Origin of the sequence: Photobacterium lutimaris, assembly GCF_003025555.1 — a bacterium.
In the GTDB taxonomy this organism is placed as follows: Bacteria; Pseudomonadota; Gammaproteobacteria; order Enterobacterales; family Vibrionaceae; genus Photobacterium; species Photobacterium lutimaris.
This window is the reverse complement of record NZ_PYMH01000001.1, coordinates 830,754-852,073: the sequence shown is the minus strand read 5'-3', so window position 1 is coordinate 852,073 and position 21,320 is coordinate 830,754. Positions and strand designations below refer to the sequence as shown.

The window sequence follows — 21,320 nt, the reverse complement described above, 5'->3', positions numbered from 1 at the left end:
AGTACGCGACCCTGTAACGTAAAAGTAGAAAAAGCACTGTTTTCACAGTGCTTTTTCATTGGCTTAAGCGACAGACTGAACCAAGGCAGAAATACCCTGCTCGGCAAACAACTGCTTTTCTGCCATCACTGTGATTTCCTCAGGGCTGTAAACTGTACCATCGTAAACAACGACCATACTGGTATCCCCTGATTTCAGGAATGTCGATTCACCAAACTCAGTGTAGCGAGTCGCACCAATGCTGATCACAGCCTGTGATGGGTAACCTGCACTTTCCAGAAAATCAGCAATGTTTTCTGTTGGGCCAACATCTTGCTGATGGTTCATACGATCAACAATCCAGTTCAGTAGCTTTTCGTGGAAATAGCTATAACCGATTACAGGACTGTCTTCACCGTAGCGCGAAATGGTGTCGCCTCGCTTATGGAAGCTAGCAATACGGAAGTTATCCAACTTGCCGCCTTCACGAAGGTGATCGATTTCAATCACGTGTGATGAAATCCCTTTGGTCTCCACTCCCCAGTTTTTCTTCTCACTGATTTTCTTTGCATTCGGCTTGCGAATAGAGCAATCATTATATGCAGCGAAACCATGCGGCTTAATCGCAACAACCTTTTTGTCTTGATATTCAATATCACAAATCAATGCCACTTCAGGTTCAATTTGCAGGTTATCAGCATCGTTTGGGGGGATAATGGTATCAGATGACAATGGGTAAGTAGAAAGGAACCCAGCCTTCTCTGATGGTACATAAAAAGGAAAAATCGCTTTTGGCTGTACCGCTTCTTTAACTTCTACCGCTAAGAAATCTTTGTCTTCACCAGCTTGCTCTAAGTGGCCAGCAAAATTGCCTGCAACACCAAAGCCAATGACATGCTTATAAGTCATATACTGCAACTCTTTGTTAATACTCAATATCAGATTGCAGTATAACGTGCTACTACAATAATAACGATCAGAAGATCTCAAGGCTTTGCATTAGATCAACATTCACCCCTTACCAATAAAAACCCAAAAATGCATTGACCCAGTGAATAATTGGTAACCTCGTCACACATAGCACTTTTTTGACTGGAAATATTAATCACTGTCTTTACCATACCTTTCATAAAAACAATGTACATTTACTAGCAAGAGCATTGTTGGCCGATGTGTTTAACACCGTCCATCTATCGATGGCCAACTTTTTTATTTAGCTCAAAAAAACAAGAAAAAGGATGATATGAAATTAAAATATACCCCCGTTGCTGTCGCGTTGGCTTGCTTGTCCGTTGCTCCTAGTTTCGCTGATGAATCCAATATTCAAACACGTGTATTGAACGGTGAAGAAGCAAGTAAACTTTCATCTGATTTGCTTTTACCATGGCAGGCCGCTTTCCTAACTGAGCCACAACTAAACGATGGCACTTATATCACATCAGGTTGTGGAGCTGTTGTTATCAGTGATTTTTGGGCTATTACCGCTGCGCATTGCATCGAGCCTTTTATGAGTAACACACTGATAGCAGGCACAAATATAGTCAAAAACCAGAGTGGTACTGCGGACGATATCGATGACAAATTTAAATTCACGATAACAGAAAAAATTGTTCACCGTGGGTACTTGAGCAGCCCCGCGCTAGATGATGATATCGCGTTGTTAAAAGTCGACCGTTCGATGCTTGACGTGGCTAAACCGATTAAAGTGGCCACCCAGCAAGAGCAAGAGGCGGCTAATACCCAGTTCGCCAATAGTTGGAACCCAAGCGGCTATTCAAAAGCGAACCTCATCGCCTCCGGATGGGGTTACACTGAACCAAATTTTGAACAACCTAATGAATTAATGGTCGTTAAATTAGGCGGCATTCCAATGACTGATTGTAATGCTGACTACCCGCTCAGTGAAAGTTCACACTTTGTTTGCGCTGACAGCAACAACCCGGCAATTAAAAAAGACGTATGCCGTGGTGACTCAGGTGGGCCATTAGTCTGGCAGGTACAGGAAAAAGTCAGCGATGATGACTTCGGCCTTAGGGTTATTGGCGTAACGAGCAATGGTCCATACTGCCATTTAAAAGACCGTGGTGATACTGATTCACAAAAAAATGGTCTTTATACTGAACTCGCTTATTACTATAACTGGATCGAAGCCAAAACGGGGTTAGATCTAGCATCACAAACTACACCAAGTTTTAGCACTGACCCATTTGCTAAAGTCAGTGATCCAGAGAGCAAGACAGGTACCAGCTCCGGTGGTTCAGGCGGTGGTAGCTTGCCTCTCTCAGGGTTATTCGGACTAGCTGTACTTGGTATTCTACGCCGCCGACTACGCGATTAAGACATTCATTAAGCGCTAGCCAGTTGATTCAGCTTAACTCTTAACGTGGCAAAATTATGAATAGAGCCCCTCAACGATTACCGATAGGGGCTTTTTTTTACCAGATCATCTTACTTACCAATAATGACTCCCCCGCTAACCTATTGAATCGATTTATAGTTACAGCAAAACCATCAAACAAAGCATTTTTTTGATTGGATTTATAAAAAAAATCGATTAACATGCCTCGCGATAAAAACAGCGTTCAATTGCTGATTAAATACTCTCGGCATGACAGCAAAGCAACACACAAGGACATTATGAAAATCCAATTAACCCCAATCGTCTTGGCCGCAGCCTGCACCATCAGTTTGTCTGCACACGCACGTGATCCTCAGATCCAGGCACGAGTCTTAAATGGTGAAGATGCTACCACCTTATCCAATAGCTTAATCGCCCCTTGGCAAGCTTCCATGTTAGCAGAGGCTGATAGCAGCGATTACTCAGCAGCAATGTCGGCTTGTGGTGCTGTTATTATCAGCGAATTTTGGGCTGTAACTGCCGCACACTGTGTCGTCAATAATGATCTTAGCCCTGTTGCTTTTATTGGTAATACTTTGATTGCTGGTACCAATACAATTAAAAATACGACTCAGAACGCAAAAAACATTGACCCAAAATTCAAGTTCACCATTGTTGAAAAGATTTACCACGAAGGTTACGTGGGTAAAGTTGAGCCGATCTTTAAAGCTGATAATGATATCGCTTTATTGAGGGTTAATCGTTCATTTCTAGAAAATGGATTAGCTAAACCTATCAAAATCGCAACTCCTGAAGAGCAAGTTAATATTAATCAGGACTTTCAAAATACTTGGAATACTGGCGCCTACTCCAAAGCCAATCTTATAACTTCTGGTTGGGGAAGCACAGAACCTGATTACGAGTCTCCTAATAACTTAAGAATTGTCAAGCTTGGTGGCATTCCGATCACTCAGTGCAATACAAAGTACGAGTTCGACAAAGATGAATCCCACTTCATCTGTGCTGATAGTAACAGCCCAGACATAAAGAAAGACGTATGTCGTGGTGATTCTGGAGGCCCATTAGTTTGGCAGAACCAAAGTTATTCTAGCGACTCTGATTTAGGTCTTCGTGTCATCGGTGTCACCAGTAATGGTCCTAGTTGTGAGTACAAGCAAGCAGGTCACACTGCAGCTCAATCGAATGGCTTATACACTGAACTTTCCAGCTATTACAACTGGATCGAAGCAAAGACGGGGTTGACTTTAAGTGAGGTCAAAACGTCAACGTTCAATGTCGATCCATTTGAAAAAGTTAAAGAAGACAAACCTGATAGTAAAGGTGGTAACGGCGGAACCAACAAAGGCGGCTCAGGTGGCGGTGGTAGCTTGCCAATCTCAGGGTTATTCAGTTTGGCGGCACTTGCCCTTCTCCGACGTAAAGCTTGTTAATCGATTATTGACCAGACAATTTAAATTGTCATAGTTGAACCATAAAAAAAGCTCCCATCAATGGGAGCTTTTTAGTTTGAACTTCACTCAGTGTTCCACGAGCAAGTTATTCATCATCCAGAGGAATCAACTTGGTTGAACCACCGTGGAATTTCTCACGACGACGCTGTACCAGAGCAAAGAATCCTGGGATAAGGAAAGTACCGGCTAACAATACACACAGTAGACCACCGGTCAGTGAAATACCTAGCGAGTTCTGGCTGATATGGCCGGCACCGCTTGCGAAGATCAATGGCAGAATACCCAAGATAAACGACCAAGAGGTCATATTTACCGCACGGAAGCGTAGCTTACCACCACGAACAGCCGCTTGTTCAATATCCAGTTCTTTCTCTTCACGCTCAATCTTGGCGAATTCGACAATCAAGATAGCGTTCTTCGCTGCCAGCGCAATCAAAAGAACCAAACCGATCTGAGCATACAAGTTCAGCGGTGTCCCCGTTATAGCCAGTGCCAAGAATGAACCTAATGTCGCCACAGGCACAACAAGGATAATGGCCAGCGGAATACTCCAGCTCTCGTACTGCGCCACCATAAACAGGTAGATAAATACAAGTGCTAGTGCAAAGGCGTAAATGGCTTGGTTACCCGCTTTAACTTCTTGGTAAGCCATACCCGTCCACTCATACTGATAGCCTTGAGGTAAGACCTCAGCAGCAACACGCTCCATGGCTGCGATTGCATCACCACTTGAGTAACCCGGCGCTGGACTACCTTGAATAACCGCTGAGCGGTACATGTTGTAACGCCATGCCACATCAGGTTCAAATACCTGCTTTACAGACGTGATCGTACTTAGCGGGATCATTTCACCTGATGATGAACGTACATGGAATCGCTCCAACGCATCTAAGCTATCACGGTAATCACTGTCAGCCTGAACCGTTACGCGGAAATTCTTACCGTACATCGTAAAGTCATTAACGTACATTGACCCCAGGTTACCCTGTAGCGTTTGGAAGATTTCCGTCAACGGAATACCGAGTTGCTTCGCTTTCACTCGGTCGACATCAATGTAATAGTGAGGCACGTTGGCACGGAATGTACTGAAGGTAAACTGGATTTCAGGTTGCTGGTTTGCTACCTGAATCATTTCACCCATGACATTAGCCAAATCGGTTCGACTTCGACCCAAGGTATCCTCAAGGACAAATTCGAAGCCATCCGCAGCACCCATACCCGGTACCGCTGGTGCACCCATTGCAAAAACAATCGCTTCTGGCAGCTCCATCGCAGCTCGACCATTAACACGATTCGAAATGGCAAAAGATGAATGCTCTCCGTCCATTGCATTTCGTTCATCCCAATCTTTCAATTTGATGAACAAAGATGCACCGTTTGACGCTGCGGCACCTGTTAGGAATGCATAACCGTTTGCAACGGTAATCCCCTCAATACCCGGCTCATCAGCAAGGATTGCCTGTAGCTTTTTAGTGGTTTCTTCAGTACGAGACAGAGATGCGGAGTCCGGCAGCTGAACGTTAACCAGCAAGATACCTTTATCTTCAGTCGGTACAAATGCAGTTGACGTTGTTTTCGATAGGAAAGTAACGGCACCGACTGCAAGTACAAAGAAAGTAACAAGCAACGCGACTTTACGCACCATGAAGCCTGCGATCGAGCCATACTTTAACGTCACCTTATCAAGGCCACGGTTAAAGATTTCGAACCAACGTGCGGTATTACCACCACCTTGCTTAAGGACTAACGAACACAGTGCCGGTGAAAGCGTCAATGCATTGACCGATGAGATCACAACCGAGATACAGATCGTCAAGGCAAACTGACGATACATAATACCGGTTATCCCAGGCAACATTGCAACTGGAATGAATACTGCCAGCAGTACCATCGTAGACGTCACAATCGGACCCGTAACCTCTTTCATCGCGATCAAGGTTGCTTTAGCCGGTGTCAGGCTTGGGTCACGCTTCATGTTGGTATCGACCTGTTCGATAACCAAAATCGCATCATCCACCACGATACCGATAGCCAAGATAAGACCAAACAGCGTCACCGTGTTAATGGTAAACCCAGCAGCCAACATGATGGCGAAAGTACCGATAAGCGAGACAGGAATAGCAACAACCGGGATCAATGTCGAACGTACACTGCCAAGGAACATATAGGTTACAGCGATTACCAGCAAGATTGCCTGAATCAGAGTAACAACAACGCCTTTGATAGACTCAGCAACAAACAAAGTTGTATCGTAACTGGTCTCGTACTCCATGCCCTCAGGGAAATCCGCGCTCATGCGCTCCAGCAAATCCATTACCGCCTGACCACTTTCCAATGCGTTAGCATCAGACTGAAGGTTCAGCGCGACAATTGAGGCTGCCTGACCACGAAACATGCCGTTACCGCTGTAGAATTTCTTACCCAGCTCAACGCGAGCAACATCCTTCAGGTATACCATTGAACCGTCATTGTTCGCACGAAGAACGACATCTTCGAACTCTTCTACGGTTTGCAGTCGACCTTTAGTAACCAGGTTAAACTGAACTTCTTGAGGGTTGTTGTATGGTGCCGCACCGACTTGGCCGGCTGCAACCTGAACATTCTGCTCAGATAAAGCGGCATTAATATCAGAGGTGGTCAGATTCAGGTTGGCCATTTTCTCTGGGTTTAGCCAAACACGCATTGCGTATTCACCGCCACCAATAACATTAACCTCACTGATACCAGTCACACGCGCCAGCTGATCTTTCACATTAAGGTTAATGTAGTTGATCAGGAACTGGTCATCATAACGGCCTTCAGGCGAATAGAAGTTAAGTACCATCAGCAAGTCAGGGGAGCGCTTCTTAACCGTCACACCCACCATACGCACTTCTGCAGGTAATTTAGACTCAATCTGAGACACACGGTTTTGAACGTTAACCTGAGCCATGTCAGGGTCAGTACCGATATCAAACGTCACATTCAGGCTATACGAACCATCGTTCGCACTTTTTGAAGACATGTAAATCATGTTTTCAACGCCGTTGACTGACGCTTCAATCGGATCGGCAATCGCCTCTTCTACTGTTTCTGCACTAGCACCAGAATAGTAAGCTGTCACGCCAACAGATGGCGGACTGATTTTAGGGTATTCCGCCACAGGCAGATTCAGGACGGCAATCGCCCCCGCCAGCGTTAGAATAATTGATATAACCAGCGCAAACTTAGGGCGCTGGATAAAAAAGCGACTTAGCATGATTACTCTTGCGCCCCTGTTTCTTCAAGTCGTACTGTTACACCATTACGAACACGCTGAAGACCTTTAGTCATAATAACATCTTCGCTGTCAATGCCTTCGGCGATGATGATCCCATGTTCGGTTTGAGGTCCTAAAACCACATTACGGCGTTCGGCAACATTTTCATCCGCCAGTACCATGACAAAGTCACCTTCCAAGTCACTTTGAACAGCACGACGTGGGATCACGATACGCTTTACAGGCTCTTTTTCACGCAGGAATACTTGAACATGCTGACCAGGAAGCAAGGATTGCTCTGGGTTGGCAAAACTTGCACGCATTGCAATCGTACCGGTTTTAAGGTCAATACGGTTACCAATGAAGTCAACTTGGCCAAGTTCGCCGTACTCTTTACCGTTGGTTAGCGTAAGGACAACTTCAACATCACTTTGGCCTCTACCCGCACCGTCAAGGCTATCAATACCTAGATTCAGACGCTCGCGCTCACTCACGTTAAAAGAAGCTTGCATAGGGTCAAGGCTAACGAGTGTTGTCAGCACACCAGAGTTTGGCGAAACAAGGTCACCGATACTGGCCTTACTATCACTGATGCGGCCGGTAAATGGTGCGGTAATTTTAGTGAAAGACAAATCAACTTGTGCTGATTTCAACTGGGCACCTGCCGCTTTAAGCTGTGCTTCAGCGCTCAGTTTTTCTGCCGTAAGACGATCGTATTCAGACTGGCTGATACTGCCTTTTGGCAACAAATTTTGACCACGTTTCCAATCTAAGTCAGCACGCTTTAACGTAGCTTCAGCTTGTGCAATAGAAGCCGCTGCACTTGCTACTCGAGCTTCATAGGCTGCAGGTTCAATTTCAAAAAGGACCTGCCCTTTTTCAACAACCTCTCCTTCATTGAACGAACGCGCTTTAAGGTAGCCTGAAACTTGAGCTGTGATAGCCACATCTTCAATCGCTTCAGTTCTTCCTACAAACTGTTTCCCCTGTTGATAATCAATCACAGTTACTGGCTGTACCGCGACTAGAGGAGCCATTCCCCCTGCAGGACCAGACAACTTATCGCCACAACCAACAAGCAGGCTTGAGCTTATCAGTGTCGCAATCATAAGTTTTTTATTCATATTGCCGACCATCTTAAATTTATGTAAAAAGTACGCTTAAAGTTTGTTATATTCAATCACTGAAACTATCAACAAACGAACAATCATTTTGCTTAATTTTTAGTGACTTGAAGGTTATTTAAAGTTTCAAAAAAATATCATTATAGTTTGCATAAAGTAGCATTATGCCTTTAATCCAAGCTGAACAGTCATAAGTAATGAAATATTTTCACCAAGCAAGTGTTTCAAATTATTTCAAAGCTTGTAAAACTGTGTTTTCATAGTAACTAGAAAAAGATATGACGACAAGTCAGAGGCTTAGCGGCAGAGCATATACCTATAAAGAATATATAATATGGACTATTTCCCGATTTTCCTCTCAGTAAAACAGAAAAAAGTAACAGTAGTAGGCGGTGGTGACGTCGCGTGCAGAAAAGTGGACTTACTGCGAAAAGCAGGCGCCATCATTACTGTTATTTCCCCAAAGCTGCACAATTACTTAGCTGCATTATCAAACAGTGGAGATATTCGCTGGAAAAATAAGTGTTACGAAAAATGTGATCTTCAAGGCAGCTATCAAGTTTGGGCAACAACCAATAATTCCTCCCTTAATCATCAGGTCCACCAGGATGCCACAAAGCTGGGAATCTGGATTAATGTTGTCGATGATAAAGATTACTGTGACTTCATCACTCCATCCATTATTGACAGGAGCCCTATTCAAGTTGCCGTATCCAGTGGTGGGGCATCTCCTGTATTAGTTCGGTACCTGAGGGAGAAACTCGAGACACAACTACCGCATAACCTATCATTATTAGCCCGTTACGCCGGAGCGCAACGAGAGCGGATTAAACAACATTTTGCAACCGTTGATGAAAGGCGTAAGTTTTGGGAACGCTTTTTCCGCCATCCCGAGGTTGAGCAGGCACAAAGGGATGAGTGTCTAGAGCGTGTCTTTGTACAATTAATTAATCAGGCAGATATAAACAAGGCACAGGCCGCCTTGTACCTGATAGAAACGGGGGCTGATACCGAACTGCTCACCTTAAAGGCGCTGCGTTTGATGCAACAGGCAGAATATGTTCTCTACCCTAGCGATGCCGGTGCTGATGATGACTTTGTCGATTTGTGCCGAAGGGACGCCGATCGTGAGCCCTACAACGATACTGGTAATCTGACGTCACAAGTGCAATGCATGCTCGACGAAGGGTTGCGAGTCTGCATCCTCGCCCCAAAAGATAAAGCAACCGAAGTATTGAAGCCCCTTGAGCAATCTTTCTCTGGCCTCTATATTCCTTGCCTTTGATCCCGCCTACAAAAAAGCCGCAAATTGCGGCTTTTTCTTCGATTCAATAATTCGGCTTTACTCTGCTGGCGCAAGGGTTCCTTCAGGTTTGGCCAATTTCTGTTGCAACCACAAACCCGAAGCTTTCATTGAATAGCCAAAAATAATACCAAGCACTAACGATGGAACGACAACCTTCCAGTCTCCACCCGAGGCAAATGTGGCACAAGAGCCAATAAACGTCCCTGGAATAAAGCTAAGCCATGTTTGTTTCGCTTGAAAACACATAAAGAAAGCAACAACGGCCGTAATAACGTAACCAATGATCTCAATGCCTACCTCAGTAGAAAGATGGATAATAACCATTGCCCAGAACACACCACTCATTGTTGTTGCCAAGCTGAGTAGCAAGCCCTTAACACCATCTTTAGGGGAAGCGAAGTATGCTGTACAACCGAGGAAACCAGCCCAGCTTAGTAATCCGAGGGAGACAGCAACCCACCCCCAAATACCTGATAGAATTCCAGTTGTAATAGCAATTGCGACCAAAGTTGACATCTTTCACTTTCCTAATTGGACAATCAAGGAAACAGTGTAAGGGACAACACCTAGCATTAAAGTGCCCAACATCACACTTTCACTGCAACAAAATATCATTGCAGTGCGCACATGTAATCCACCAATTTTAAATTATTTATATTCAATAACTTAATTCAGTTTCGATAGATTTCATAATCTTGATGAAATCCATTACACAACTCAATGTTTACAGTGATAAACAATGAATCACTACTTTACTTATCATCAAGCCTTGTTCGATTGCCAATAATTGGTTAAATCTCTCTATAATTAAGCGTGTTCATTATCCTATTCCTTCAATATAAGGCATAATTATCTGTTTGTTATTACAAGATAAATTCCGTAAGGAGAATTCATGGGCCCTCTGATGCTTGATGTGACTGGCTATGAGCTAGATGCAGAAGATCGCGAGATCATCCAACACCCTACCGTCGGTGGAATCATTTTTTTCTCACGAAACTACCATGATCGTGAGCAATTGCGCGCGCTGACCAAAGATATTCGTAATACCGCGAAGCGCCCTCTTCTTATTGCTGTAGATCAAGAAGGCGGACGTGTACAACGATTCCGCGAGGAGTTCACATTACTCCCACCAGCAAAAGCCTTTGCTCAAAGCAAAGAAGGAAAAGCCTTGGCTTATGATGGTGGTTGGCTAATGGCCGCCGAGTTGCTTGCAATGGATATAGACCTCAGCCTTGCTCCTGTATTGGATCTCGGGTTTGACTGCAAAGCAATTGGTGACAGGGCTTTTTCAGATGATCCCCAGCAAGTTATTCACTATGCTTCCGAGTTTATCAAGGGAATGAAACTGGCAGGAATGGCAGCAACAGGAAAACACTTTCCAGGCCATGGCGGCGTTATCGCTGACTCACACCTCGAAACCCCTATCGACTCACGCGATATGATAAAAGAGCACGATATGACGGTATTTCAGTCTTTGATCGATAACAACCTACTCGATGCTATGATGCCAGCCCATGTAATATTTGATCATTATGATTCATCACCAGCTAGTGGATCTGAATACTGGCTAAAGCATATTCTCCGTGAGGAAATGGGCTTCAAAGGGGTCGTGTTTTCTGATGATCTCAATATGAAAGGTGCCGATGTACTTGGCAGCTATAGTGAACGGGCCATTGCAGCTCAGCGTGCAGGGTGCGATATGGTGATGCTTTGTAATAACCGCGAAGGTGCTATCGAGGCGTTAGATGGACTCCCCCAGACACAGGTCCCTTCTTTAGAGTCGCTATGTAAAAAGCCAACCGGTGAATATAGAGACTTAATTAATACATCAAAATGGCAAGAAACGGCAAAACGTATCGCACGCCTTCGCGAGCAGTGGATGGAGAAGCAAGCTTAACGACAGACAGCGGACGATAGTCAGTCGCTATCAATAAAAAATCGCCCATAATATTCTCTCATGAAGAGTCAAAGAATATTAAAAGGGCGATTTATACTACGTATCCAATCACTTAAATTGCAATAGTACTGGTACAACAGTTAATCCAGCAGATCACTCTAATAAAAGTCGTAATTACAAAGAGTCACGAGAGTGATCAACTTCTTTGGTGCATTTCTTCTTTTCTCTGCAGATAATGTAGAAAGCACCAACGATGAAGGCGATAACCAGTAATGTTTCCATAATCACATAAGCCTATGATTTATCAATATGTGTGAGTACGTTAAGCATCGGAATGCTGCCTGTAAGTCTAAAGATTACCACTAGAGATAGAAGCAATTTTTAGACTGTGGACAAGATACCCCAACAGCGCAAAAAATGCACTAAAAACTTTGCATAATATTCGTCCTAATTGCATGAAAAACCTTATATCTTCTATCAACACACTCCATACTATTAATTATAAAAAACATAACGTTAAGTGATACGCAATGAAACCGCCAGCACGCTGCTCATTGATTCATCAGGCAACCGATGAATCAATGAATATTTTGCAGATAAAAGTCAATAATAACCAGCGTTTTTATCACTAGATTAATCCCCAAATCAGATTAGATAAACTTATACCTAAGTGCTTTGGATACATAACTATGATAATAATTAAAGACATCAATTTTGGAGGTAAAAAGGGTCGTAAATACCCTTTTTAGTTTGTCATTCTGTTTTATATGGCCTCAGAGCCACCTTGCCTGCCCGGTAAAGCTCACTGATAACCAAGTATCGCCAAGTTCATCAGATAACGCTTCCCACAAAATCAATCTTATCTGATCTTGTCGCTTGGTCGTCCAATAGGTATCGTCCTTAACAAGGATGTTGACTTCAAGGTCATACTGCCGGCCTGTTTTTGCAAAATGATGAGTATAATCATCAAAATGATACTGTTTTGATAGCTTGGCTATAACGCGGTCGACGTTATCCTGCACATCATCTTGGGGAGCAACAAGTAACACTTCTCTTAGGTTACGACGTAACACCTTAATCGGCAGCACAGCAGCAGCAAGCGATAAAGTAGAAACCAAGATAGGATCAACATAACGGTTCCACTGTGAAAAACCATAATGATCGAGGATCATCACGACAATAAACCCAACCAAAATCGACGCACTCAGGATCCCATCAATAAGCCACTCCTGAGAGTCAACTTTAACCAACTCAGATTGCTCCGCTTTAGCAATATAAGTTTCAGTAAAATAGATAGAAAAACAGCAAATAGTCGAAAGCACAGCATAGAAAATAGCATGCTCGAGGACGATATCGTGTCCACCGTTGACAATGGTTTGCACACCACTAATTAAACCAAAAACACATGTGAGTAAGATGAGCAAGCCATTGACGACGTTAATTAACGGTTCAATGTGCGCATAGCCAAATTGGAAATGCTTATCATCTGGCTTAGAAACGAGGTAAGCGGTATACAGGCTTAAACCTGTCATTCCCATACTGAGTAAAGAGAACATTCCATCGAGTAGAATGGCATTGGATCCAACATACAACCCGTAGCCTATGCCTAGCGAAGACAACAGGATAGTACCCGCTAGGGATAACTTCAGTGCTAAACGTTCTTTACTAATTTTACGGCTAGTAGCCATAAAATCCTCCTTATACTGTTAATTAAATTGCAATGATTATGAATGCAAACAAACAGCTATTCGTCTGTTATATACAGTCTGTTTGCTCGTTGATTACTATACCTTTACCACAGTTACGCTTTTGTGATCAAATTGATAATGACTCAGACAACCACTTAGCAAATTCATTTTTGCGTAAAGCAGAGTTCAAAACTGCTTGCTGCCGCCCCTTTTTAAAGGCAATAGTCGTAGGTACTCCACGCAATCGGTATTTTGATGATAAACCCATGTTTTTGCTTACGTTAACAAAGACCACACGAAGTTTTCCCGCCCGCTCTTTAGCTATTTTAGCAACAATCGGTTTGAACGCCTTACAGGGGGCACAGTTGTCATTCCAAAAAACAACGATCACCGGTATAGGGGAATAAACCAATTTATCCAGTGACTTGCTATCAGCGTCAACCGGATGACCATCTAAGATATGTTTACCGCAATGAGGACACTTAACGGTATTTGATAGTGACTGAGGCAGTAAACTCGCGCTTTGACGGCAATGGGAACATTGAACAGAAAAGGCTGCCATTTGATTATCTTCTTCGTATAAAACAGCGGATACTAGCAAAGATTATAATCAAATACATTATAGCCGATCGACTCAATTAACGACGGTGAAAAGCTAAGGGGACTTCTGTAATTCTAGCCGCTCTATATCGCTATAGAAGTTGATTATCTTCGCTCGACTCACGCTGTACTCGAAATCGGTACCATCGCAAAAGTCATTATTACTCTGCAGTTCAGGGGTTTTAAATTGGATAAATTCACAGGTCGCATGCTGTTCACAGGCCTGGTTACGTTCAGTCTGTAACTGGTCCCAATAAGTCACGAAATGACTCAATGCATAATCAAGCTGTTCGTAATTTTCATCACTCAATGATTTACGCAACCCACCTAGCTCCTCCTGTCTATCTGACATAAAGGTTTTAAAAGCCTCATTGAGTGAGCTTCCTTCGTTTTCGTAGCACTCATCAGCGATGTATTGCGTCTTTTGCTGGGCTATTTCGCTAACATTGGCTTGCGATGAACAGGCCGACATTACGACCACCACGGCTAAGTTGCTGTACCATTTCATTTATACGCCCTCACAAAGAAGGTTACCAAACTTCAATACACTATTACGGTAATGAATATCGTGTACTGCATGAACATCGTGTGCAGCGAGATAAACTGTATTCCAACATTGGTAAGTATGTGCGATAGCCTATGTATTGTGAAAATAACGAGCACTAGGTCTTAACTCTAAAACATTACTCTCGAATTCTCTCTACTGACAAACCTATCAAGTGTACCGATAAGTTTACTAAGCAATAAAATCCGAGCAGCAGCGAATGTTAACAATTTGATTACACTTAGTACTATTGAACGCTGTCGAATACACCAACGATTCTATTTCTCATTCTTTCTTAGGCACGTTCTTCAATTTGCTGTCCGCCTCTTTTGAGGCAGCACCAGAAGGAGCTAACGATGAATGTTCTGGCTATGCCGATGCACCGTTTCATCGATCATCGCGGTAAGTTGGTTAACCCGCTCCCTGAATGGGCTGATCTTACAACCCTGAAGGGCTTCTATTGCGACATGGTATTAACCCGTACATATGATAACAAGGCTGTCGCTCTTCAACGTACGGGGAAACTAGGTACGTATCCTTCACACCTTGGGTCTGAGGCAATAGGCATTGCTATAGGCCGAGCTTTACAAAAATCCGATGTCTTCATTCCCTACTATCGTGATCTTCCGGCCTTGTGGGCCCGTGGAATTGGAATGGAAAAAAACCTTCAATATTGGGGCGGTGATGAGCGCGGTAGTGACTTTTCTCCCGATGACAGTCACTGCCGAGATCTCCCCTTCTGCGTCCCCATTGCCACCCAATGTACTCATGCTGTTGGTGTTGCTGCGGCACTGAAAATTCAAGGCAACCATCAAGTCGCTCTCGTCACATGCGGCGACGGTGCAACGTCTAAAGGTGACTTCCTTGAATCATTGAATTGCGCAGGTGCTTGGAATATCCCGCTGGTTTTTGTCATCAACAACAATCAATGGGCAATTTCAGTACCGCGTTCGATTCAGTGCGGTGCAGAACTGCTCTCTGACAAGGCGAAAGGTGCGGGTATCGATGGCATAACTGTTGATGGTAATGATGTTGTCGCTGTATTTGATGTTGTTGCCAAGTCATTAGAGCACGCCCGCAAAGGCAAGGGAGCAACCCTGATAGAAGCAGTGAGTTACCGGCTTAGCGACCACACAACGGCCGATGATGCATCCCGATATCGCAGCGAGGATGAACTTCAGCAGGCTTGGCAATACGAACCGGTCAAGCGACTGAAAGCTTTTCTTATCGAACAAGGCGTTTGGTCTGAACAAGATGATCTCAATTGGCAAACCCACTGCAAAGAAGTGATAGAAAAAGTCGTCCAAAAATACCAAGCAACTTCACCCCAACCACCAGAGTCGGCTTTCGATTTTCTCTATGAGCAACTTAACGAAGAGTTACTGAGTCAGCGAGATCTGATCATTAACAAGGCGATGCGTATGCAAGGAGGTCACCATGGCTGAGATTACCCTCCTAGATGCGGTTAACATGGCGTTGCATTACGAGATGGCCCATGACCCTAGCGTCGTGGTTTTAGGTGAAGATGTCGGTGACAACGGCGGGGTATTTCGTGCCACGGTTGGACTGAAGGAGAAATATGGCTGTAAACGCGTTATTGATTCTCCTTTGGCTGAAGCCCTTATCGGGGGGATCGCGGTGGGTATGGCGACACAAGGATTGCGACCGGTCGCAGAGTTTCAGTTTCAGGGGTTTGTCTTCCCTGCTATGGAACATCTGATCTGCCATGCTGCAAGAATACGCAATCGTACACGTGGCCGCCTGACCTGCCCTGCGGTCTTCCGCGCCCCATTCGGTGGGGGGATCCATGCACCAGAGCATCACTCTGAAAGTGTGGAAGCGCTATTTGCCCATATTCCGGGTATAAGCGTTGTTATTCCGTCTTCCCCACAACGAGCTTATGGCTTGCTACTCGCCGCCATCAGAAGCAATGACCCCATCATGTTTTTTGAACCAAAACGTATTTACCGCACAGTGAAATCCACGGTTATCGATAACGGTGAAGCCCTCCCTCTTAATACTTGCTTCACACTAAGAAAGGGACGCGATCTCACCTTGGTGACATGGGGTGCATGTGTTGTCGAGTCACTGCAAGCCGCCCAAGCACTGTCTGAAATGGGTATCGAAGCTGAGGTCATCGACTTGGCAACCATCAAGCCCATCGATATGGCGTCAATTATCAAGTCTCTTGAAAAAACGGGACGACTACTCATTGTTCACGAGGCATGCAAGACATGCGGTGTTGGGGCGGAAATCATTGCACGAGTCTCTGAGCAAGCGATGTGCTTGCTAAAAGCGCCACCGAAACGCGTAACGGGGACAGATACCATTATGCCCTACTACCGCAATGAAGATTACTTCATGATTCAGAAAGATGACATTACTGATGCAGCGAAGACGCTGGTTGAGGGGTGGAAATGAAAACATTTAATTTGCCCGACTTAGGTGAAGGATTAGCTGAATCAGAGATTGTCCAATGGCATGTCAATATTGGCGATTACGTCGACGTTGACCAAGTTGTTTTAACGGTGGAAACAGCAAAAGCAACGGTCGAAGTCCCTGCCCCCTATAGCGGTAAAATTATTAACCGCCATGGCAACGCCGGTGATGTCATTGGGATCGGTAGCCTGTTACTGGAAATCGAGGAATCAGCCACATCAGCTACAGTAAATGAAAAAAGCACGTCACCGCAGAAGGATGCCGCCACGGTTGTCGGAACGGTGGCCCAAGAAAGCCATGATATCAATGTCGACGAATTCTGGGTTGGAAGCGCTCAACATCAAGAAGCAGATCAACCTCTTAGTGCAATGCCATCGGCCAGACGCCTTGCTCAAAAACTGGGGGTAGATTTGAGCGCGATTAAAGGCAGCGGTCCTGATGGTGTCATTCTTGATAGCGATGTTTACAATGCCTGCGATAAACAATTACCAGGAACTGAAGTTTTAAAAGGCGCACGCCGAACGATGGTTAGCGCGATGTCTGAATCCCACCATACTATTGCTGCAGTTACGATTACCGAAGAGGCGAGTCTTGCAGCATGGGCCGCCGAACAAGACATCACCTGCCGGCTTGTTCAAGCAATCGTCGAAGCATGTCAAAAAGAACCTGCGCTCAACGCGTGGTTCGATGCGGAAACGATGACCCGTTGTCTACATCACACGGTGAATATTGGTATTGCTGTGGATAGTAAACATGGTCTATATGTGCCGGTTTTACGTCACGCGGATGAGTTCAGCACCAAAGGGATAAGGCAATGGGTAGATAAAACGGTTACCGGTATCCGTGAGCGGAAAATTGGTCGTGAGCAACTCCAACATGCGACGATCACGTTATCCAACTTCGGTGCTATTGCCGGTATTTTTGCCACACCCGTTGTTACGCCACCACAGGTTGCCATCGTTGGTGCGGGACGCATCATTGAAAAAGTGGTGCTTGAGCAAGGAGAGGTGAAATCGGTTAAAGCCCTGCCGATCTCCATGACATTTGATCACCGAGCCTGTACCGGTGGTGAAGCGGCTAGGTTCATGAAGGTGTTAGTCAATCACCTTCAACGTCCCGCACTGTAAATAGGTTCAACTCTTAGACTTAAGCAAAAAAAATGCCAGTCACGGACTGGCATTTTTCATTGATACTCAAACATTGCTGTTAGTCTTCAGAAGACGGGCTAACCGGCTTTTTCTTCTTAGGAATAAAGACACTATCACCAACAGCCACGTTGTCGTAGAAACGCTTATCAACCTTCTTCTTGGCCTTAGGCTTAGCTTGCTGCTTCTTCGCTGCAGGCTTATCGGAAGTCGGCTTCTTCTTAACAAATTTCTTCTTCGGTGCTGGCTTCAAGCCTTTGAACTTACCTTCAAGACCTTCAAAAGTCGTAAAGCTGATTGTCTGCTGAAGGAAAGCTTCTACGTTTTTGAAGCTCTTCCAGTCTTTAGGGCCAACAAGTGATATCGCATCGCCTTTGTTACCGGCACGGCCAGTACGACCAATACGGTGCACGTATTCTTCTGCATGCTTTGGCATATCGAAGTTAATCACATGAGAGACTTTTTCGATATCCAAACCACGAGATGCAACATCAGTGGTAACAAGGATCTTGTGACAGTCACGTTCGAACTGACTCATGATCGCATTACGTTGGGTCTGGTTCATATCACCACTCAACGCAACCGCTTTTAATTTACGCTCGTTCAACTCTTTGGTTAGACGATCGGTGTCAGCACGGGTTGCAGTGAAGATAATCAACTGGTTATAGTTTTCAGTTTCCAGAACCTTATCTAGCAATGCTTGCTTGTGATCTAGGTGATCACAAAGGAAGAAACGCTGAGTAATATCAGTGTGCTCTTCTGCTGAGTGGCCAATAGAGAGACGTTTTGGTGCATTCAGCATATCGCTGGCAACGCTAACAACATCTGTGTGGTCAAGCGTTGCTGAAAACATCATTGTCTGGCGGCGACGGTGGTTGGCAGCTTCATGAATGCGGCGAAGTTGATCTTCAAAGCCGAGATCCAACATACGGTCAGCTTCATCTAGGATCAGCATTTCCAAACCATCAAGGTGGGTACTGCGATGTTCAAGATGGTCAGCCAAACGTCCTGGGGTTGCAATCACAAACATTGGATCTTTACGTAGTTCTTTAACTTGGTCGTTAAAGTTCTCGCCACCCACAATCAACGCACCATCGTACGGCGTACCCGCGTTTAAAGTACGTAATTGTGCAAAAACTTGTTTTGCTAATTCACGAGTTGGAGTTAATACCAAAACACGTGGGTCACGGCGAGTAAATGGCTTGCTACGATACATGCGCTGCATAGCTGGCAACAAAAAGGCCAGTGTTTTACCAGAACCTGTTTTGGACGAGGCCAAGATATCTTTGCCTAGAATGCCAACAGGGATTGCTGCTTTTTGAATTTCAGTTGGTTTATCGAACGCCAAGTGGTTAAGTCTTTTAAGTAGGCGCTGGTCTAATCCAAGATCGTTAAATTGCAAAGTGATGCTCCGGTAATTGCCCAACTATGAGCAAGAATAATACAGTACGAGCCTATGTGACAGTAATCACACAGCTCTAAATTTGGTTAGCTGGGCATTATACCACATTTCAGTTTGCTAGCACCTAATTGATACAGATTTAATGGCTTTTCATGAAGATAACGTACTTCCTGAACAACTAAATCAAACACCTAATCAACGCACCGGTAGAAAACGATGGGTGTGTTCAGTAATAGACATCTTTGTTATGCTAACCTATATGCATAAGAATGATGTAGGATCTTGAATTAATGACACAAATTCGCAGCCATACTGTCCCTGTTACAGCCTTCATTATTGTGACCCTGATTATTATTTGGTCAGGTCTTGATCCTCAGTTTCCTGATGTATGGTTAGCCGAAATTATTCCTGTTGTATCGATATTAGCGCCCTTGCTAATGACCTATCGTTTTTTCCAATTTTCTAACACCGCTTATATCCTTATTGCTATATGGATGTCGCTTCACACTATTGGTGCCCATTATACATTCGCCAACGTTCCTTTCGATTGGTTTACCGAATTGACCGGTTCTCAGCGGAACAACTTCGACCGCATAGCACACTTTTCAATCGGCCTTTATGCCTACCCTATTGCCGAGTTCATCGTTCGCAAACAATACTGTAAACCGCTCGTAGCCACATTATTTGCACTCGCAACCATTATGGCTATTGCCGCTGGGTACGAGATCATCGAATGGTGGTATGCATCTCTAGCAGGCGGTGATGCCGGTATTGAGTTCCTTGGTAGCCAAGGCGATATTTGGGATGCACAAAAAGATATGTTCGCAGATACATTAGGTGCGTTCACCAGTTTGATACTTTTTCATATCATCAAGCCATATCAGCGGGAAAGTGTATCTTGAAGCTAGCCTCGCAATCAGCAGGTAAATGAACGCTTTAAAAATGTTCAAAACAAAGCCCGCACGATTGCGGGCTTATTCATACTTAAAACAAATTCACTGGCTTGATTACAAATCTGGGTAACCCGTTGGGTTAGCAGACTGCCAACGCCACGTATCTGAAGTCATATCATCGATCGTACGCGTCGCTTCCCAATGCAATTCAGATTTAGCTTTCGCAGGATCAGCCCAGCACTCAGCAATGTCACCCGCACGACGAGGGGCAATTTTATAAGCAACATCAACACCGGCAGACTTGGCAAAAGCATTCACCATTTGCAATACACTAAAGCCATTGCCTGTACCTAGGTTGTAGATATGCAGGCCAGCTTCTTTACCCTTATAATTTAGCGCAGCCAAATGACCATCGGCCAAATCAAGTACGTGAATATAATCGCGTACACCAGTACCATCCACTGTTGGGTAGTCATCACCGAATACAGATAGGAATTCACGTCGGCCTACAGCAACCTGCGAGATAAATGGCATCAAGTTATTAGGGATCCCTTGCGGATCTTCACCCATCTCACCACTTTGGTGTGAACCAACAGGGTTAAAGTAACGCAGTAGCGTAATGCTCATTTCTGGGTGGGCTTTTTGAATGTCCGTCAGACACTCTTCAACCATTAATTTACTACGACCATAAGGGTTAGTTGCGCTGGTTGGGAAGTCTTCGGTAATCGGCACGCTTGCCGGATCGCCGTAAACCGTTGCAGATGAACTGAAAATCAGGCTATTAACACCTGCGGCACGCATCGCTTCAACCAAAACCAAGGTACCGTGAACGTTGTTGTCATAGTACTCAAGCGGCTTTTCTACTGACTCACCCACAGCTTTAAGGCCAGCAAAGTGAATGACCGATTCGATCTCATTTTCCGCTAATACCTTATCAAGAAAAGCACGATCACGAATATCGCCTTGATAAAATGCAGGCGTAGCACCTGTCAGTTTTTCAATTCTTGCCAACACAGACTTCTTACTGTTGTATAGGTTGTCAACAATAATAGGTGTCATACCCGCTTCAATCATCTGAACACAAGTGTGGCTGCCAATGTAGCCCATACCACCGGTGACGAGAACTCGCATGCTTATCTCCCTTTGAGTGAGGAATTACTCAAACAATTTTAGTTAATCTGGCCATAAAGTAACATAACTCACTGGAAAATAAAGTAACGATCACAGTAAACCTATAAATTGAGAGCAATAATCT

General features: G+C 44.5%; 17 protein-coding genes. 8 read left to right on the top strand and 9 right to left on the bottom strand.

Going from position 1 to position 21,320, the window contains the following annotated elements:
* Positions 1–63: 63 nt before the first annotated feature.
* Entirely contained in the window at positions 64–888 is an 825-nt protein-coding gene (locus tag C9I99_RS03655; protein ID WP_107347464.1) for a DUF5718 family protein, read from the bottom strand.
* A gap of 334 nt (positions 889–1,222) precedes the next feature.
* Here C9I99_RS03655 and C9I99_RS03650 point away from each other — a divergent pair, with 334 nt between their 5' ends.
* The gene (locus C9I99_RS03650; RefSeq protein ID WP_107347463.1) at positions 1,223–2,317 is read left to right on the top strand and encodes a S1 family peptidase; all 1,095 of its coding nucleotides are present in this window, start codon (positions 1,223–1,225) and stop codon (positions 2,315–2,317) included.
* Positions 2,318–2,616: 299 nt separating this feature from the next.
* Positions 2,617–3,768, top strand: a complete 1,152-nt coding sequence (locus C9I99_RS03645; RefSeq protein ID WP_166645359.1) for a S1 family peptidase — start codon at positions 2,617–2,619, stop codon at positions 3,766–3,768.
* A 106-nt stretch (positions 3,769–3,874) separates the two neighbouring features.
* Here the strand turns inward: C9I99_RS03645 and C9I99_RS03640 are convergent, their stop codons facing one another.
* A complete protein-coding gene (locus C9I99_RS03640; protein WP_107347461.1) occupies positions 3,875–7,027 on the bottom strand; it encodes an efflux RND transporter permease subunit in 3,153 nt (1,050 codons plus the stop codon).
* Between the two features lie 2 nt (positions 7,028–7,029).
* Positions 7,030–8,151 (bottom strand): efflux RND transporter periplasmic adaptor subunit, encoded by a 1,122-nt coding sequence (locus tag C9I99_RS03635; protein WP_107347460.1) that lies wholly within the window; start codon positions 8,149–8,151, stop codon positions 7,030–7,032.
* A gap of 334 nt (positions 8,152–8,485) precedes the next feature.
* Between C9I99_RS03635 and C9I99_RS03630 the strand changes: the two genes are divergently transcribed.
* Positions 8,486–9,436 (top strand): precorrin-2 dehydrogenase/sirohydrochlorin ferrochelatase family protein, encoded by a 951-nt coding sequence (locus C9I99_RS03630; protein ID WP_107347459.1) that lies wholly within the window; start codon positions 8,486–8,488, stop codon positions 9,434–9,436.
* A 57-nt stretch (positions 9,437–9,493) separates the two neighbouring features.
* Here C9I99_RS03630 and C9I99_RS03625 read toward each other — a convergent pair whose 3' ends face one another.
* Entirely contained in the window at positions 9,494–9,973 is a 480-nt protein-coding gene (locus C9I99_RS03625) for a DUF1097 domain-containing protein (protein WP_107347458.1), read from the bottom strand.
* A 376-nt stretch (positions 9,974–10,349) separates the two neighbouring features.
* Between C9I99_RS03625 and nagZ the strand changes: the two genes are divergently transcribed.
* Entirely contained in the window at positions 10,350–11,354 is a 1,005-nt protein-coding gene (gene nagZ / locus C9I99_RS03620; RefSeq protein WP_107347457.1) for a beta-N-acetylhexosaminidase, read from the top strand.
* Positions 11,355–12,127: 773 nt separating this feature from the next.
* Here nagZ and C9I99_RS03615 read toward each other — a convergent pair.
* The 3 genes from C9I99_RS03615 to C9I99_RS03605 all read right to left on the bottom strand — a co-directional run bounded on the left by C9I99_RS03615 (position 12,128) and on the right by C9I99_RS03605 (position 14,150).
* Positions 12,128–13,042, bottom strand: a complete 915-nt coding sequence (locus C9I99_RS03615; RefSeq protein WP_107347456.1) for a cation diffusion facilitator family transporter — start codon at positions 13,040–13,042, stop codon at positions 12,128–12,130.
* A 127-nt stretch (positions 13,043–13,169) separates the two neighbouring features.
* Positions 13,170–13,604, bottom strand: coding sequence for a thioredoxin TrxC (gene trxC, locus C9I99_RS03610; RefSeq protein WP_107347455.1), 435 nt, complete (start codon positions 13,602–13,604; stop codon positions 13,170–13,172).
* Between the two features lie 93 nt (positions 13,605–13,697).
* Positions 13,698–14,150, bottom strand: coding sequence for a hypothetical protein (locus C9I99_RS03605; RefSeq protein ID WP_243734311.1), 453 nt, complete (start codon positions 14,148–14,150; stop codon positions 13,698–13,700).
* Between the two features lie 392 nt (positions 14,151–14,542).
* On the opposite strand from C9I99_RS03605, the gene pdhA reads away from it, so the two are divergent.
* From pdhA to C9I99_RS03590, 3 genes are read left to right on the top strand one after another with little or no spacing between them, the layout of a single operon-like run.
* The gene (gene pdhA, locus C9I99_RS03600; RefSeq protein WP_107347454.1) at positions 14,543–15,631 is read left to right on the top strand and encodes a pyruvate dehydrogenase (acetyl-transferring) E1 component subunit alpha; all 1,089 of its coding nucleotides are present in this window, start codon (positions 14,543–14,545) and stop codon (positions 15,629–15,631) included.
* On the top strand, positions 15,624–16,607 hold the full coding sequence (locus C9I99_RS03595; protein WP_107347453.1) for an alpha-ketoacid dehydrogenase subunit beta: 984 nt from the start codon (positions 15,624–15,626) through the stop codon (positions 16,605–16,607). The genes pdhA and C9I99_RS03595 overlap by 8 nt, the downstream gene beginning before the upstream one ends.
* On the top strand, positions 16,604–17,752 hold the full coding sequence (locus C9I99_RS03590) for a dihydrolipoamide acetyltransferase family protein (RefSeq protein ID WP_107347452.1): 1,149 nt from the start codon (positions 16,604–16,606) through the stop codon (positions 17,750–17,752). Before C9I99_RS03595 ends, C9I99_RS03590 begins: the two co-directional genes overlap by 4 nt.
* Before the next feature lie 79 nt (positions 17,753–17,831).
* Here the strand turns inward: C9I99_RS03590 and C9I99_RS03585 are convergent, their stop codons facing one another.
* Positions 17,832–19,172 (bottom strand): DEAD/DEAH box helicase, encoded by a 1,341-nt coding sequence (locus tag C9I99_RS03585; protein ID WP_107347451.1) that lies wholly within the window; start codon positions 19,170–19,172, stop codon positions 17,832–17,834.
* Positions 19,173–19,462: 290 nt separating this feature from the next.
* Between C9I99_RS03585 and C9I99_RS03580 the strand changes: the two genes are divergently transcribed.
* On the top strand, positions 19,463–20,074 hold the full coding sequence (locus C9I99_RS03580) for a DUF2238 domain-containing protein (RefSeq protein ID WP_107347450.1): 612 nt from the start codon (positions 19,463–19,465) through the stop codon (positions 20,072–20,074).
* A 105-nt stretch (positions 20,075–20,179) separates the two neighbouring features.
* Here the strand turns inward: C9I99_RS03580 and galE are convergent, their stop codons facing one another.
* On the bottom strand, positions 20,180–21,196 hold the full coding sequence (galE, locus tag C9I99_RS03575; RefSeq protein WP_107347449.1) for a UDP-glucose 4-epimerase GalE: 1,017 nt from the start codon (positions 21,194–21,196) through the stop codon (positions 20,180–20,182).
* Positions 21,197–21,320: the final 124 nt, after the last annotated feature.